At 52.5% G+C, this 15368-nt stretch carries 15 protein-coding genes; 10 read left to right on the forward strand and 5 right to left on the reverse strand.

Translation table 11 applies throughout. The features are described 5' to 3' along the window. Nucleotides 1-53: 53 nt before the first annotated feature. The 5 genes from L2712_RS18340 (at nucleotide 54) to L2712_RS18360 (ending at nucleotide 5019) form a co-directional block, all read left to right on the forward strand. Nucleotides 54-434: a GntR family transcriptional regulator gene (locus L2712_RS18340; RefSeq protein ID WP_033540486.1), complete on the forward strand. Its 381-nt coding sequence runs from the start codon at nucleotides 54-56 to the stop codon at nucleotides 432-434. A gap of 14 nt (nucleotides 435-448) precedes the next feature. Next, nucleotides 449-1294: an ABC transporter ATP-binding protein gene (locus L2712_RS18345; RefSeq protein ID WP_248978635.1), complete on the forward strand. Its 846-nt coding sequence runs from the start codon at nucleotides 449-451 to the stop codon at nucleotides 1292-1294. Next, nucleotides 1291-2553, forward strand: coding sequence for a hypothetical protein (locus L2712_RS18350; RefSeq protein WP_248978636.1), 1263 nt, complete (start codon nucleotides 1291-1293; stop codon nucleotides 2551-2553). Before L2712_RS18345 ends, L2712_RS18350 begins: the two co-directional genes overlap by 4 nt. Before the next feature lie 126 nt (nucleotides 2554-2679). Further along, nucleotides 2680-4476, forward strand: a complete 1797-nt coding sequence (locus L2712_RS18355) for an AMP-dependent synthetase/ligase (protein WP_248978637.1) — start codon at nucleotides 2680-2682, stop codon at nucleotides 4474-4476. A 138-nt stretch (nucleotides 4477-4614) separates the two neighbouring features. Further along, nucleotides 4615-5019: an acyl-CoA thioesterase gene (locus L2712_RS18360; RefSeq protein WP_248978638.1), complete on the forward strand. Its 405-nt coding sequence runs from the start codon at nucleotides 4615-4617 to the stop codon at nucleotides 5017-5019. A gap of 5 nt (nucleotides 5020-5024) precedes the next feature. Here the strand turns inward: L2712_RS18360 and L2712_RS18365 are convergent, their stop codons facing one another. Further along, entirely contained in the window at nucleotides 5025-5270 is a 246-nt protein-coding gene (locus tag L2712_RS18365) for a GNAT family N-acetyltransferase (protein WP_248978639.1), read from the reverse strand. A gap of 103 nt (nucleotides 5271-5373) precedes the next feature. Here L2712_RS18365 and L2712_RS18370 point away from each other — a divergent pair, with 103 nt between their 5' ends. Continuing rightward, nucleotides 5374-6411 carry a Solitary outer membrane autotransporter beta-barrel domain gene (locus tag L2712_RS18370; protein WP_248978640.1) on the forward strand — a complete coding sequence of 346 codons (1038 nt, stop codon included), beginning with the start codon at nucleotides 5374-5376 and terminating at the stop codon, nucleotides 6409-6411. A gap of 53 nt (nucleotides 6412-6464) precedes the next feature. Here L2712_RS18370 and L2712_RS18375 read toward each other — a convergent pair whose 3' ends face one another. Both L2712_RS18375 and mtnC read right to left on the reverse strand, forming a co-directional pair. Beyond that, complete coding sequence (locus L2712_RS18375; protein ID WP_033540482.1) at nucleotides 6465-6893, reverse strand: acyl-CoA thioesterase; 429 nt, start codon at nucleotides 6891-6893, stop codon at nucleotides 6465-6467. 131 nt (nucleotides 6894-7024) lie between these two features. After that, nucleotides 7025-7705 carry an acireductone synthase gene (mtnC, locus tag L2712_RS18380; protein ID WP_033540481.1) on the reverse strand — a complete coding sequence of 227 codons (681 nt, stop codon included), beginning with the start codon at nucleotides 7703-7705 and terminating at the stop codon, nucleotides 7025-7027. Between the two features lie 399 nt (nucleotides 7706-8104). Between mtnC and L2712_RS18385 the strand changes: the two genes are divergently transcribed. The 3 genes from L2712_RS18385 (at nucleotide 8105) to L2712_RS18395 (ending at nucleotide 11334) form a co-directional block, all read left to right on the forward strand. Continuing rightward, on the forward strand, nucleotides 8105-8911 hold the full coding sequence (locus tag L2712_RS18385; protein ID WP_033540480.1) for a tetratricopeptide repeat protein: 807 nt from the start codon (nucleotides 8105-8107) through the stop codon (nucleotides 8909-8911). A gap of 43 nt (nucleotides 8912-8954) precedes the next feature. Next, nucleotides 8955-10109, forward strand: coding sequence for an alpha/beta hydrolase-fold protein (locus L2712_RS18390; protein WP_248978641.1), 1155 nt, complete (start codon nucleotides 8955-8957; stop codon nucleotides 10107-10109). A gap of 277 nt (nucleotides 10110-10386) precedes the next feature. Further along, on the forward strand, nucleotides 10387-11334 hold the full coding sequence (locus tag L2712_RS18395) for a PDC sensor domain-containing protein (RefSeq protein WP_248978642.1): 948 nt from the start codon (nucleotides 10387-10389) through the stop codon (nucleotides 11332-11334). Nucleotides 11335-11464: 130 nt separating this feature from the next. On the opposite strand, the gene L2712_RS18400 is transcribed toward L2712_RS18395, so the two are convergent. Further along, a complete protein-coding gene (locus tag L2712_RS18400; protein WP_248978643.1) occupies nucleotides 11465-12538 on the reverse strand; it encodes a hypothetical protein in 1074 nt (357 codons plus the stop codon). Between the two features lie 405 nt (nucleotides 12539-12943). On the opposite strand from L2712_RS18400, the gene L2712_RS18405 reads away from it, so the two are divergent. Further along, nucleotides 12944-13168: a GDCCVxC domain-containing (seleno)protein gene (locus L2712_RS18405; RefSeq protein ID WP_081953862.1), complete on the forward strand. Its 225-nt coding sequence runs from the start codon at nucleotides 12944-12946 to the stop codon at nucleotides 13166-13168. A gap of 829 nt (nucleotides 13169-13997) precedes the next feature. On the opposite strand, the gene hutI is transcribed toward L2712_RS18405, so the two are convergent. After that, a complete protein-coding gene (gene hutI / locus L2712_RS18410) occupies nucleotides 13998-15224 on the reverse strand; it encodes an imidazolonepropionase (RefSeq protein ID WP_248978644.1) in 1227 nt (408 codons plus the stop codon). Between the last annotated feature and the right edge of the window lie 144 nt (nucleotides 15225-15368).

Below are 15368 nucleotides of genomic sequence, written 5' to 3' on the forward strand. Positions count from 1 at the left end.
TAGTTTAATACTGTATCGGTGTATCAATGTATTAATACAGTGAATAAAGACTAATGCTAGATTTACTTAGTGTCAACCCCAGTAATGGTGACCCCATCTACCGACAGTTAAGCGATCAGATTGTGCGCTTGATTGTGGGCGGCCAGTTGCAGCCCTTGGAGGTATTGCCTTCGGTGCGGCAGATTGCCGAGCATTTGACGGTTAACCCAATGACGGTTTCTCGCGCCATTCAGCAGCTGGTGGAACAGGGCTGGTTGGAGCGTCGTCGTGGTCAGCCGACCAGGGTGGCACAACGTGGCGATAGCCAAGGCACCTCCAGCGTTGATTTGATGACGCCTCAAGTCAATTCACTTATCGCTCAGGCTAAACAACTCGGCGTTAGCCTGGATGAACTCAACACCATCATTGCCAAGGCATGGCAGCAAGCGCAATAAAGGAACAGATGCAGATGCAAGAGAGCAATCAAGCTATATTGGCCTTTCATGAGATCAGCAAGGCATTCGACGACAAGTTAGCCATAGATGAGCTGTCTATGGCCCTCTATCCTGGCATGGTGGTGGGCCTACTGGGGCAAAACGGCGCCGGTAAGTCGACCCTGATGCGTTGCGCCTTAGGCATACTAAACGTGACGCAGGGGCGAATAGAGATCCTGGGCGGTTCCAGCGAAAACCTGAGCTCTGCCCAGAAGGAGCTTATCGGCTATGTGCCGCAGCAGCCTTTTGGTTATGAAGGCTTTAGCGTCGAGAGAGCCCTCACACTGCATCGCAGTTTCTACCCTAACTGGGATACGTCTTTGGAGCAGGAGTGGCTGGCCCGATTCGATCTCGATGGGCAGCAACAGGTGCAGCGCCTCTCGGTGGGGCAGCGCCAGTCGCTGGCGCTGATCATGGCCATGGCTTATCGTCCGAAACTCTTGATCCTCGACGAGCCAGTCGCCAGCCTGGATCCTATTGCCAGACGCGAGTTTATGTCAGATCTGTTTGAGTTGGCTTTAGATGCTGGCTCAGCTGTCTTGTTTTCCTCCCACATCACCTCAGATCTCGAGCGGGTTGCCAGCCATGTGGCCCTGATGCGTAAAGGCAAGTTGGTGCTCTTCAAAGAGATCGATGCCCTGAGGGAGAGTGTCCAGTTGGTGAGCCTTAAGCCGGGGCAAGTGTTGCCCGACGGGCTAGTGGTGCTTAACCGTCAGCAGGATAAGCTGCTGGTGGATCACTATGAGCCCTCAATGGCCGCTTGTTTCGACACGGTGACGCCGATGAATCTGGAACAACTCTTTATGGAGTTACACAGATGATGCCTAAGGTTCTGCGCGGCATGGGGCGTTTCTGGTTATTTGATGTCGGCAGCGCCAGTTTTCTTGGCACTGGCTTACTCGCGCTAGTGATGTTGCTGGTGATGGCCGTGGCGGAAAAATATGCCGCAATGCCCGTTATGCTGGGGATGATACAGGTGTCGACCTGTGCGGCGATCGCCTGGCAACTCAACCGTTTGTCGGCCACCGAATGGGCCAGCCTGGTGCCGGGTTATGCTGATAACATTCAGTGGCAAGCTCTGATGGTCGGCGGCGTTGCCAGCCTGATCTCGCTGACTGCGGCGCTGATCTTGCCTATTGAGGGCGCCATTGCCCAGGTAGGGGTGGCAACTCTGGCAGGGGTGGCCTTTGTCTATGTCTGCCGGTTGCACATCAAGAGTTTCTATTTCTCTTTTGGCCTGTTTTTATTACTGCCCTTCTTACCCGAAATCACCGCCATGCTGCCTAGCTTGAGCTTATGGTGCCTGCCAGTGGCCATCATAGGTTTTATCTATCTTATTCGCTGCGATCTGCAGCGTGTGGTCTGGCACCTTGAGGCCCGCTCTGTCTATCTCAATGGCTTGGAGATGGGCTGGTTTTGGCTGCCGAATCTAGGTTCCAATAACTTGATGATGCGCCTGGACAGGTGGCTCCATCCTGTGAACTTCTTTACCGGCCCTATGCTCTCCATGTTGCTGGTGCTGCTACCAAGCCTGGCGCTAGTGATGAGTTTAGTGAATGTGGTTGCGGGCATAGAGCTGCCGGTCCTTTTCATCATGGGACAGTTCAGCGCGGTTGCCTGCTCTTTGGTACATTGGAGCCGTATTCAGCGCTGGCGCGCGGCAGAAACCCTGTACATACTGCCGGGATTTGACGGTAAGCAGGGGATGGTAGAGGCCTTTGCCAGAGGGCAATATCGTTTACTGGGTTATATCACTCTGACCATGGCGCTATTGGCAAGTTTCGCTTATTGGCTGAGCGACAGTGTGACCCTGATCATCTGGTGTCACCTGGTCTTAAGCACCTTTAGCGTATGTGCCATCTTGCTGGGGCTAGGCTGCGCATCCCGCAATGCCATGCATATCTCTCTCAGTTTGTTAGTGGTGATCTGCCATGCGATCTGGCTGTCGACTGCCCTGCTGGCTGCGCGCGAGGGGCGGGATCTTACGGCTTGGCTAGCGATAGATTTGGGCCTGGTTGCCTTTTCTCTGCTAACGCTTTGGTGGGGCAGCCAAAAGCTGTGGCGAGACCATCTCGTCTGATCTCATCTCTGGTCTGCTTTGTGCTCTAATTAACATTATTGGAGCAAAAACTCTTATTTTTTGGCCGCCGTTGCAGTAAAATGCCGCAAAACAGGTACAAGTGTACGCTAAAAGGGTCAAATAATTATGTCGCTTCAACAGTATCATCCGATAAGCCTGATGCAGGCGCAGAGCCAACAACGTGGTGATGCCATTGCATTAGAAGGTTATGGCTTATCCGCGCCTTGGCAGAAGGTTAGCTGGCGCCGATTCGATGAGATTGGCGATCAAGTTGCTAAAGCACTGATCCGTTTTGGCTTTGCTGCTCAAGATAAGGTAGTGATACTGTCACAAAACTGTCCACAGTGGACTTGTGCCGATGTGGGGGCCCTTAAGGCCAAGGCGGTTGTCGTGCCCGTTTATCCCACCAGTACCCTGGAACAGGCGCGTTATATTGTCGATGATGCTCAGGCCAAGCTGATCTTTGTTGGTGATGCTGAGCAATACCGTATGGCCTGTGAATTAGTGGCCTTGTGTCCAAGTCTGACTCAAGTCGTGGTGTTCGACTCTGAAGTTGAACTGAGTGAAGCGGTAACAGCTGTTCATTTTGATCAGTTACTGAGTCAAACCTATACCGCTGAGGTTGAGGCCGAGTTGGCCCAGCGTTTGGCAAAGCAGGATTTGGATGATCTGTTAACCCTAATCTATACCTCAGGCACCACGGGCGACCCTAAAGGGGTGATGCTGGATTATCGCAATATTGCCTCGGTGATCCGTCAACACGATACCATTTTGCCTTTCACGCCTGGCGATGTGTCGCTGGCCTTTCTGCCATTGAGCCATGTATTTGAGCGCGGTTGGAGCTTCTATGTGCTCTGCCGGGGTGGACATAATGTCTATCTTAATGACCCCATGGCAGTCAAAGAAGCGATTGTCGATATTCGCCCGCACACCCTGTGTGTGGTGCCACGCTTCCTGGAGAAGGTGTATAGCGCGGTGCAGGATAAAGTGAGCAAGGCACCCGATACCCGTAAGAAATTATTTGCTTGGGCCATGGCCGTAGGTCAGCGCCAGTTTGAGGTTAGCCAAGGCCGTGCTAAGGCGTCTTGGTGGCTTAAGGCGCAGTGGAAGCTGGCCCATAAGCTGGTTTACAGCAAGCTGCAACAGGTGCTGGGTGGCAGGCTTAAGTTTATGCCTTGCGGCGGTGCAGCGCTGGATCAAAATGTCGCGAGCTTCTTCCATGCCATCGATATTCCTGTGCTCTGTGGCTACGGCATGACGGAAACCACTGCGACAGTGACCTGTAACACTCTGGATAACAGAGTTGCCGGTTCTAACGGTAAGACGCTGCCAGAGGTAGAGATCAAGCTGGGTAAAGACAACGAGATCTTAGTACGCGGCGATACCGTGATGCGCGGTTATTATAACCGTCCTCAGGAGACGGCCGACACTTTCGAAGATGGCTGGTTGAAGACTGGCGATGCTGGCCATATTGATGAGCAGGGTAACCTGTTTATTACCGACAGAATTAAAGAGTTAATGAAGACATCAAACGGCAAATATATTGCGCCGCAGCGAGTCGAAGGCAAGGTGGGTTGCTGTCCCTTTATCGAGCAGGTGGCGGTGATCGCCGATGCTAAAAACTATGTGACCGCCTTGATTGTTCCGGCTTTCGAGTCGTTGGAGGCTTGGGCTAAAGAGAAGGGGCTGCATTACGAGTCGCCGATGGAATTACTGCGTCACTCCCATGTGGTAGAGCATTTCGAGCAGCGCCTCAAACATCTGCAACAAGAGTTGGCGGGCTTTGAGAAGATCAAGAAGTTTACTCTGCTGCCCGAGGCTTTTTCGATGGAGGCCGGGCTATTAACGCCGACCATGAAGTTAAGACGTAAGATGATCTATCACAAATACGCCACTGAAATTAACGCCATGTACGTTAAATAACAGTGATATTAAGGGCGCCTCACAATGAGGCGCCCTTAAGCTAAACGTCCAATTGTCCAAAAGTCCATATTGCATCCCCCTGGCTTCTCGGTTAACGTCTCTGCCATAAAAATAACGACTTAACCTTAGGAATGCCCTGTGTCAGCACGCTTTTTTACTCTCACGATTCAACCCAGATTTAACGAAACCGATGGCCTGGGCCATATCAATAATACCGTGATGCCTGTTTGGTTCGAGGCGGCGCGTGAGCCTATCTTTACGCTCTTTAATCCTGAGCTTAATTTAGCTGAGTGGAACCTGATCGTGGCAGGCTTTACCATCGCTTACACCTCACCCACCCAGTATGGGCAGCCGGTTGAGATAAAGACCTGGGTAAGCCGTGTGGGCAACGCCAGTTTCGAGGTGGCGCAGCAGAGCTGGCAGGGCGGCAAAATGACCGCCGAGGCCAAGACCACCTTAGTGCATTACGACTACAGTATCGACAAGAGCCAACCCATAGGGGAAGAGGTGAAGCAGGCGCTGCTGACCCTGACCGGTGAATAAACGGGTTACAAAAACTTCTGCACGTACCAGCAACTGGCGCTGATGGCGAGTTGCTGGGACTTGGCCCATTCTAACCCATGGCGCACCAGGCGCCCGGCCACGCCCTGACCCCTGATGGGATCCGGCACGAAGGTCCGTACAAAATCCACCTTATCACCTTGCCGCTGATATTCTAATACCGCATCATGGCCTTCAATCGACAACACAAATCGCTGCTGATCGGCCTGGTGTAATATCGTCTCCTGGGTCATAGTCTGCTTCTCGTTTGGTTGGATGACTCTTAACGTTAGCACAGGGTGAGGAGATAAGTCACAAGATGATTCGGTCAACATTTAGCTTAAGGGTTGCGGCTTGATGGGCATATTTTTCAGTCGTTTAACGCACGTCGCGGCCCAGGGACTTGCGGCATTGGGACTCGCGTTCCTGTTAGGGAGCGGCACCACTGTCTTGGCCCAGGAGATCGACATTCGTGGGGCGATCGAGGCCAAGGTGAAGGGGGATATCACCAGCGCCATGGTGCTGACCGACGCCAACCTGATCACCTTAGGCATAGTCGACTTCAACCCCAACACCATAGTGGACCTGAGTGAGATAGGCGATATCAACGCCGGTGACGAAGAGTCGCTCAAGCGGCGCAGTCAGCTGACCTCCTACACCTTGCCCTGGGAGAGCGACACTGTGCCGCTCTCGCCCGAGTGGTCCCAAAGTATCCAGGTGCGCCTCTCCTACGTGCACGCCAGCGACAGCATACAGGGGCTGGAGGATGAGACCATCAGCAGTCCGATCAAGGATACCAGCTACCTGCTGGCGGGCGAGTATCGCTGGAAGTATCAGATAAATGAGCAGTGGCGGGCGGTCTTTGGCCTGGGGGCGCAGTTTATCTGGCTGGAAAACCGCCTAATCTATAACGACCCCGTGCTGCGCAGCGTCAGTGGCATTCTCGACGACAAGCTGGTGAACACCAGCTATGGCGCCATCATGTTCGACCCCAATGCCGAGCTGACCTATACCGGTGACCTCATGGGGAACAAGTGGGAATTTATCAGTACCCTCAGATACGGCATAGGCCGCAGCCTGCTGACCGACGATGGCATGCAGGCGGTGACGCCTCAGGTCGGGCGTCTGAGCAACGCCCTGGTGTTTCATTATGGGTTGCCAGACTTCTTCGACCGTCAGAACGAGATGCGCCTGCTGGCCAAGCGGATCGACCTCAGCGGTGATGTCATCGACCCCATGGGGACGCGCCACTACTACGAGTTCGGTGCAGGCTGGGTGGTGCAGACCCCTTCGCTATCAGCCTGGCTGCGCAACATAGGGATAGGCATCACCCTCAACATCAACAGTGGCCTGAGTGGCGGTGGTATAGTCTTGCTGTTTAATGAAGAGATGTAATACCAATCATGGCAAGTACCCGATCACTTACTCACTGTGATTGGTATGAGCTGTTAGTCAACGCAGTGATCTCTGAGTACGGCCAATAGCTCGGCGGGCAGCTCGGCCTTAGCTTGCTTGTGAAAGTCGAACATAACCGCAACCGAGGAGCCAGTGGTGGTGATTGCCTGTTGCTGCTCGCTGAACACCTGATAATGCATGGTAAAGCGATCTTTATGGATGTCGCTGATACTGACGCCGACGAGTAGCGTATCGGGATAGGTGACCGGACGCTTGTAGCGTGCCTGGTTGTCACTGATCACCGGGCCCATGCCGGATTTGTAGAGTTTATCTAGAGGAAACAGCTGGTTAAAAAAGTCGATACGTGCCGTTTCGAAGTAGCGGAAATAGACCACGTTATTGACGTGTTGCAATGCATCCATCTCGCCCCAGGCGACCGAGATGCGGGTATGAAAGGGAAACTGGCTAACGAACTGCTCCATATCTTAACCTTTAATTTTCAAACAAGCGTTTAGTTTTAGGTTAAGATATCAGCATCTGTCGGGAATACCAATTCCGATTGCAGCAGAGATAAAAAAAGCACCTTGCGGTGCTTTTTCTGTTTATAAGGGAATCAACTGAGGCTCAACTCTTTGAAGTTGGCGATCTGTGGGTAGTCGCCTGTACGTTGAGTGGTCTCACGCACCATCTGGATCACGCGCATGCCAGCCTGTTCGGCCGCCTTGAGCTCTTCCAGTACGTCAGAGATAAACAGTACCTGCTTAGGCGCCAGGCTGATGGTATTGATGATATTGCTGTAAGCCTGTTTAAACAGCTTGTTACCGGTACGGGTATCGAAGTGACCATCGAAGTACTCGGTCAGGTCGCCACCATCGCTGTGGCTGAACAGGAGTTTCTGTGCATCTACCGAGCCAGATGAGAAGCTGTAAAGACGTACGTTTTGCGCCTTAATATCTTTCACGCTGTCGATAAAATCAGGGTAGATATGTCCCTTAAATTCACCTTTGGCGTAGCCCTGTTTCCAGATTAGGCCTTGAAGTGTCTTAAGCGGAGTCGCCTTGCGATCTTCAGCAATCCACAGTTCTAAGATCTCGACGACACGTTCTAGTGAGGCTTCGGGTTCAAGCGCGATATCTTTAACATCGCTAATGCAGTTATCGACTAATACATTAGTTTGATTTTCTTCTAAAAAATCAGCAAGGACCTTAGCCGAATAGGGAAAAAGGGTGTCCTGAATAAAGTTCAGATCGGTTGTTGTACCTGCTGTATCTACAACTATGGCTCGAATACCCATACGTTGGCTTACTCCACTATGTATTAATAGAAATGATCCGCTTATACGACAGGCCAGATCCTAAGCTGAAAACGCCCCTTTGGCTAGGGTCTGTTTCTCTTTCAGGTTTAATTTGTGCTTATGAGCCAAGTAACATAGTTTGGCTATGTCAATGGCAAGCAACAAAGCGCAATGCGTTTAGCTCACCCCTTGGGACAGCGCTTGGAGGCGATAGGTAAAGGGTGACCGCCAGTTTATGTAGAATACTACATCACGCCGACTCTGCCTCGTATAAATCGCCGACAAGTTACCGCACTAACAAACAGCAAGGGTCAATCGACCTTGCCGGATCAAGGTTTGACTTGTATTTGGTTGAATATCATACTAATCCGCTTAAGTCAGAGGATCAGGGAAAGGCGTATGACGTTAAAATATAGCGGTTTTTTTAGCTGCATAGCATTGATAGCTAGTTGTGTTTGTTTGCCGCTTGCGGCCGAGATCAGCGTAAAGCCGCTGCCTACTCAGCTGGAGAGCTGTGAGCGTGGCGAGTGCATCGACCACTTCAAAGAATACAAGACACTGGCCCGTTACGGCCATTCCGATGCCATGTACACCCTGGCTGAGATGTACCGTTTGGGGTATGGCACTCAGGTCGACATGGAGCGATCTACCAAGTGGTATCGGCGCGCGGCCAAGTTAGGTAATCCTTTTGCCCAGTACAAGGCGGCTATTCTCTATTTGCAAGATGGCGAGAACCGGGATATCGACAAGGCGATGCGCTATCTGCGAGATGCCAATCGCGGCGATCTGAATGAGGCGGCTCACCTGCTGGGGATGCTCTATATAGAAGGCGAGCTGGTGGAAAAGGACAAGGAGAAAGCCAAGGCTTACCTGATCAAGGCCTATGAGGCGGGACATGAGCCGACGCTGAATCTGCTGGCAGAAGCCAGCGAGGTGGCCCTGGAGGTGAAGCGTCAGGCAGAGGTTCAGCCAGTAAAGGAGACTGCAAGACAAGCGCCTACTGATGATATGGAGGTGATCGAAGTGCGAGCACCTAGTATCGAAGAGGTATTTAGTTACCACATTGCCACCATGCGTGGTGGAGTACCCGATGCGGTCAGCGGCACGGGAACCTCTCTGCGGGGGCGTACCTGCGGTGAGATGATCTCCTGTAATAGTCAGTCTGACCGGGAGCGAATTAGAGACTTTCTTATGTCGACCTGGTAACGGCTTGCGTTGCGTTATCACTTAACAACAAAAAGGAATACACGTGATAAATAAATGGATTGTAGGCGTTATTTTACTGCTCGGCAGCAGCTTGAACCAGGTTCAGGCGGCAACTCCTCATCTGGAGACCCTGATGGTCAAGGCTCCGGACATTGAAAAGCCCATTGCCTTTAATGTCACTCTGCCCCCAAGCTACGGTAAGAATCCCGATAAGCGCTATGTGCTCCTATTCGACTTTCATCCCCGCAGTCGCGGCTACCTGGATGGCATGCATGACTGGATGAGCCATAACGGTGACTGGCCTTGGTTGGAGACCATTATCGTCACGGCGCCCGATGGTGACGAGACCTTAGGTCAGCTGAAGAGTAGGGCAATTGAGCAGGAGGGTAGTACCGCCTTGCTTGATTTCATGGAGCAGTCGCTGCTGCCGACCATTGATGCCAAGTATCGCACCAATGGTTTTCGTATCATGAACGGCTTTACCGGCAATGCCGGCTTGGTGCTCTACACCCTGCTTAATCGGCCTGAGTTGTTTAATGCCTATTTGGCGGCAAGCCCAGTACTGAGTGACGACTTTGCCTATGTGATGAAATCGGCTGCCGTGAAGCTGGAGCGTATTAAGGGCAAGCCACGCTACCTGATGCTGACCACCAGTGACAGCAATTTCGAGCAGCGTCAGCTGGCAGATTTCGCTGCCTTCGAGGAGCTTCTCAAGACGACTAATCATCCGGCGTTGCACTATAAGGTGAAGCGTTTCGACGGCACCTACTATATGACACAGCCAATCCTAGCGACCGCTTATGGCATAGAGTGGCTGTTCGATGACTATCACAGGGTGCTCTCGCCTGACTCAGAAATTGCTAAGGGCGGCGTCAAAGGGATCCTCGACCACTACCGTTTTCTGTCGCAGCAGAAGTATGGCTTTGCCGTGCCCTCTACCGATTCGCTGATCGCCTTGGCGGATGCCGAGTTTGCCAAGGATAGCGACAAGGGGCTCAGCATCTACCGCGCGGCGGTGGAGGCTAACCCTGAGTCCCACACTGCACACGATGCCTTGGCTCGGGTCTATGGCGAGCTGAAGATGTTTGATCAGGCTATCGAGCAGCAGAAGTTGGCGTTGGCCAAGACAGATCATCCTTTCTGGACCCGCAAATACAGTGAGAGTTTGGCTGCGTTTGAGGCTCAGAAGCGGCCTTAACAGCTTCCCATAAGCTTTTTACACTCAGCCATAAGGTTCAGCCCAAACCCATCCGCATTTGCCCTTTTTTGGTGCAGATGCTGTTGGGTTTGGGCGCCACCAGAGTGGATCTCTAGCGTTAATCCAATCGGTTTTCCGAGTTGCACCCCCCTATTCTGCTTAGGTTTTCACTCATACAGCCATGTTTCCGCTGTGTCTTGCCCTTGGTGCCACTCTGGCGAGTGGGGTTGGCGCCATAGTTGCAACGCTCAGGATAGTTACCTTTGGAGAGCAGTCTATGGCGGCAATGAGTTATTTGAGCGTGATCGAGCGTTACCATGAACATGAGCAGTTGGTAAAAGAGTTGATGGAGTCGATTCTGGTGGGGATAAGCGATCCCCTGATGTTGTCTGACCCAGGTTTTCGGGTGCGGGCGATGGCCGAGATTGCCAACAGTTATCCCTTTATCGAGCTGCTTTATGTGCTCGACGGCGATGGAGTGCAGATCAGCGAGAATGTCGCTATAGTCAATCGTGTGGTGCAGGCTATTCCTGTTGGGCGCAACCTGAGCCGCAGCCATCGTCCCTATTTCTCGAAGGCGCAGGAGAGTAAGCGCCTTAAGATCACCACCCCCTATCTCTCCAATGCCAGCGGCAAACTGTGTTTGTCGGCCTCTTACCGTATCGATGACGATGCTGGGCGAGGCTTTATCGTGGTGGATATCAACTTGACCCAGTTGATTGAATTCATGATGGGCGATAGAGCCAGACGCCGGGCGACACCACTGTTTAAGGGCATTTACTCGGCATTGGTGCTGGGGCTGTTTATCATGGTGTTCGTGCTGATCAGCATGGCAACCGTGGATATTGTCGCCTTATTGGCACAAGGCGTTGTGCCCAGTGGATCCATTAAGCCCTTTAGCATCATCATCTTCATCACCCTGGCCTTGGCGGTGTTCGATCTGGGTAAGACGATACTCGAAGAAGAGGTGTTAATGCATAAGGATATCTTCCGTCACAGCTCTACCCGGCGCACCATCACCCGCTTTATCTCCACTATCTTAATTGCCGTTTCTATCGAGGCGCTATTGACCATGTTTAAGGCCTCTCTGGGTGAGATGGAGTATGTGCTGCCGGCCATCGGCATGATGTTTGCCGTGGTTGGCTTGCTGGTGGGGTTGGGGATTTATGTGTTTCTCGGTGCCAAGGCCGAGCTGCTGCTTAAGCAGGGCAATGGAAAGCCTTAAGCCCTTAAACTAGGCAGACCTGAGGCGTTACTTAAGCTAGTACAAGGTGCCGCTCTGCTGGAGCGGCACACTCCAGAGCAGTTGGGACGGTATTGGCACACTGGCTTATCCGTCGCTTTATTCTATGTGACTATTCGCCGCCCTTCCTGGCCCAACCCGCAGGCAGGCTGTTTTCCATTCTATCTAGGCGTTGTAGCAGCTGGTTCTGATTGTCGATCACTTGCTGTTGATTGGCGATGATCTGCTGCTGAATTGCTTGAGTCTGGCAGTATCTCAGCTTGTTATGGCCGTAATTGGCCGCCGTCAGTGCCGCCGAGGAGATACCGTTGAGTAGCTCACCGAACTTCTTCAAAGGGTTATTCTTTATTGTGCCGCCCACATAGCCATGCACCTGAGCGACAGGTTCAATCTTGGTGGTGCCCAGCGCCTTGAGCAGTTGACCGAATAGCTTAATGGAGCCCGCGCCGGCGGTGACGAAGAACGCCGCCTGTTCAAACTCGGCAGGATTGCCGTTGATAAACTGGCAGCTGTCGCCTACCAGGCTGTTGATGCTGAGACTGGTATTGATATTGGGGCTGAGCCCTTGTCTTAAAGTCTCCAGATGGGTCGTCATCTCGTGAAATACATCGAAGAAGCCAGATTGGAAGGCACCACCGTCGACAGTGAAGGCGCGGTAGAGGGGATAAAGCGAGTAGCCAGGCATGGCGTCGATCAGGTTGATCATGGGGTCGAAGTGGTAGATGTTGCCTAGCAGGCTGCTGTCTTGCATGTTAAATAGCAGGTTACCCGTAGACTCCAGATCGCTCACGAAGGCGATAAGATCGTTTTTAAAGCGGTAGCAGTCGCTGCCACCTGAGCAGCTGGCGCCACCAAAGGCCGCGAGTCCCTCAAATTCTTGTTGGATCACCATGCGACCTTCGCTGCCAGCGTTTTCAATCATGTCGAACATCTGTTGGGTATAGCCATTAAAACTTTGTTGTGCTTTCTGTAAAATCAGCACCTTACCTTGTATGTCTACCGTATTGGTGACGGTTTTACCGGCATCTTCTGCGGCGTCGGCGGCGTCTGTTGCCGTGATTTTGAGTTTATTCCAGATATCGGTAAGTAGATCGGCCTGGCTGTTTGGGCTATAGGTTAAGCCTGTGGCGGCAATTAAACCGGCAATCAGCAAAGGGTATGCGCGGGAGAATGTATGGCTGTTCATAGTGACTCCTAATTGATCACTCTTGATCAAGCAAGGGGAGATCTTTTAGGTATAGTGGCTATCGGTTGGGGGTGAGAATTGGCTGCTAGTGAAATATGCTCAAAGCAGAGTCCCCCGGGCGTTACAGGCGGTTTTATGCCGAATCACTCTGCTTTACAGCGAGTGAGCAACTATCTTGTGTCGTCATTCGCGTCCGGCGTGTTTTTTGGCTAGGTAATAGTCGAGATTCTTGCTTGCTGCAATGTGAGCTCGGCGCTGTTTATTTGCCTCTAATGGGCGTAGCTTAGGCCGATAGCTAAGTCAGGTAGCTAAGTCAGGTAGCTAAGTCAGATAGCCCTGTGAGCCTGCTAATGATGATGGCTTAATGCTTGTCGTTTGAAATGAAGAGCTTTGCACGAGGTTTTTATGGCAAATCCAATCCAACTCAGATCCGAGATCACCTGTCCCCACTGTGGTTACAAGCAAGTGGAGACCATGCCCGAAGATGCCTGCCAATTCTTCTACGAATGCCAGGGCTGCCATGAGATTCTCAAACCCCTTCCGGGCGACTGCTGCGTCTTCTGCTCCTACGGCACAGTGAAGTGTCCGCCAATACAACGGGGACAATGTTGTCAGGGTAGGTCTTCTTGAAGCTATTTCTAGCTGCATTTTTATCACTTAAAGCAATAGGCAAATAGCTACCGAAGATCTGGAGTATTCTTAGTTCCACCGCGTTTACTAATGAATTTGTTAGCCGGGCGGCTACTGTTACCAATCGCCTGCCGCGGGCTTATGTGCAGATACGTCTTCGGGACGCTGTAAAGCCATCCCTGGCCGCTTAACGAAAACATCTGACCGACATGGATGTTGGGAATGCCGAAAAATGTTGGGAACATTTTCGGCCCTGTTTTCGATACCCTCAGACATACCTACACACCTTATTCAACGTCTCTTCGATTAACCTGATTTTGTATCTGCTAGGTCAACAGTAGGAAAACTCATAAGTGATAGAGGAACAAAGAAATATCCAAATTTGATCGCATTTCATAGATGAATTAGTTGAGGCCAAATCGAAGAGACAGATGACCGGGTGTAAGCACGCTTTTGGCCTTCGGTGGCATGGCAGCTCTTTGACATCCATGTCATCGCTGCATTTGTGAATCCATTCACATCAGATGCCACCGTAGAGCACCCAGGGATGGGCTTGAACAACTTCCCTGTTTAAAAGCCAGTTCGGCATCCATGCCTCTCGTTCGTGAGCTAGAAGCTGCGCTTCACTCACCCTGCCAAAAGAGTGCTTGCACATGAGGTCGTTCTTTCACATCCATGTGATCACGACATTGGCATGTCCCTCTGCTGCACCCACGGCAGGCAATTGATCACCAAGACGTTATGGTGAACTTGAATCTACGCAAACGTCATTGTCCTGCAGGCCAACCCAAACGATGAGTACGCCTCATCGCTCAGGCGCCTAACAATCTTACTGATGAACCAACTTCCCGTTTTTCACCACTTCCTTACACACATCCACCCCATAGCTGTAGGCTAGGGCCGCGGGCGTGGTGATATCCCATAGGCAGAAATCGGCCTGCATACCAGGTTTGAGCACGCCGACAGTGGCCTCGACTCCTAGCGCCTTGGCGGCGTTGCGGGTCATGCCCGCCAGTGCCTCTTCTGGGGTGAGGCGGAACAGGGTGCAGCCCATGTTGAGCATCAGCAGGCTGGAGCAGAGCGGCGACGAGCCCGGGTTATAGTCGCTGGCCAGCACCATGGGCACACTGTATTGGCGCAGCAGGTCGATAGGCGGCATTTGGGTTTCCCGCAGGAAATAGAAGGCGCCTGGGAGCAGGGTGGCGCAGGTGCCACTTTCACTCAGAGCCTTCACGCCAGCCTCGTCCAGGTATTCGATATGGTCTACCGACTTGGCGCCGAGATTCGCCGCCATAGCCGAACCGCCCAGGTTAGAGAGTTGCTCGGCGTGTAGCTTGATATCCAGCCCGGCTGCTTTGGCCGCGCTCAGTACGCGCTCAGTCTGCTCCAGGCTGAAGGCGATGTTTTCACAGAAGACATCCACGGCATCGGCCAGGTTTTCGTTAATGACCGCGGGCAGCATCTCGTCGATCACCAGGTCCACATAGGCGTCGCTGTTGTCCTTGTACTCGGGCGGAATGGCGTGGGCCCCGAGGAAGGTGGTCTTCACGTCCACATGATGATGCTTGCCCAGTTCGCGGGCGACCCTAAGGAGCTTGAGCTCGGTTTCTGTGTCCAGACCGTAGCCAGATTTTATCTCGACCGTGGTCACCCCTTCTTTGGCCAGGGCGTTGAGGCGTTGGCGTCCCAGTTCGAACAGCTCGGCCTCGCTGGCCTCGCGACAAGCCTTGACCGTGCTGATGATGCCGCCGCCAGCGCGGGCGATCTCTTCATAGCTGGCTCCTTGTAGGCGTAGCTCAAACTCGTTGGCGCGGTTGCCGGCGAACACCAGATGGGTGTGGGCGTCGATAAGGCCTGGGGTAAGCCAGCCGCCCTTGCCTCTGTAAACCGGCGTTGACAAGACATCGAACTCGGGTAGCTCGCTACGTGGACCCATCCAGACGATCTTGCCCTCCTTGACGGCGATGGCGGCATCGGTGATCGCACCGTAAGGCGCTGAAATTTCAGGGTCCATAGTGGCGATATTGACGTCAATCCAAACCTGATCCCAAGACATGATGTTTCCCTCGACTGGCGCGCCTTAACGGTGGCGGCAATAAATTTGTGTGAGCTAGCTTGTATTTACTTGTATATACAAGCTAGGATTATAGCGGTAATTTTCAGCATTTGAAAAGTGTAATCGAGTTTGCGGCGATGCCTA

Source organism: Shewanella marisflavi (assembly GCF_023283925.1).
In the GTDB taxonomy this organism is placed as follows: domain Bacteria; phylum Pseudomonadota; class Gammaproteobacteria; order Enterobacterales; family Shewanellaceae; genus Shewanella; species Shewanella marisflavi.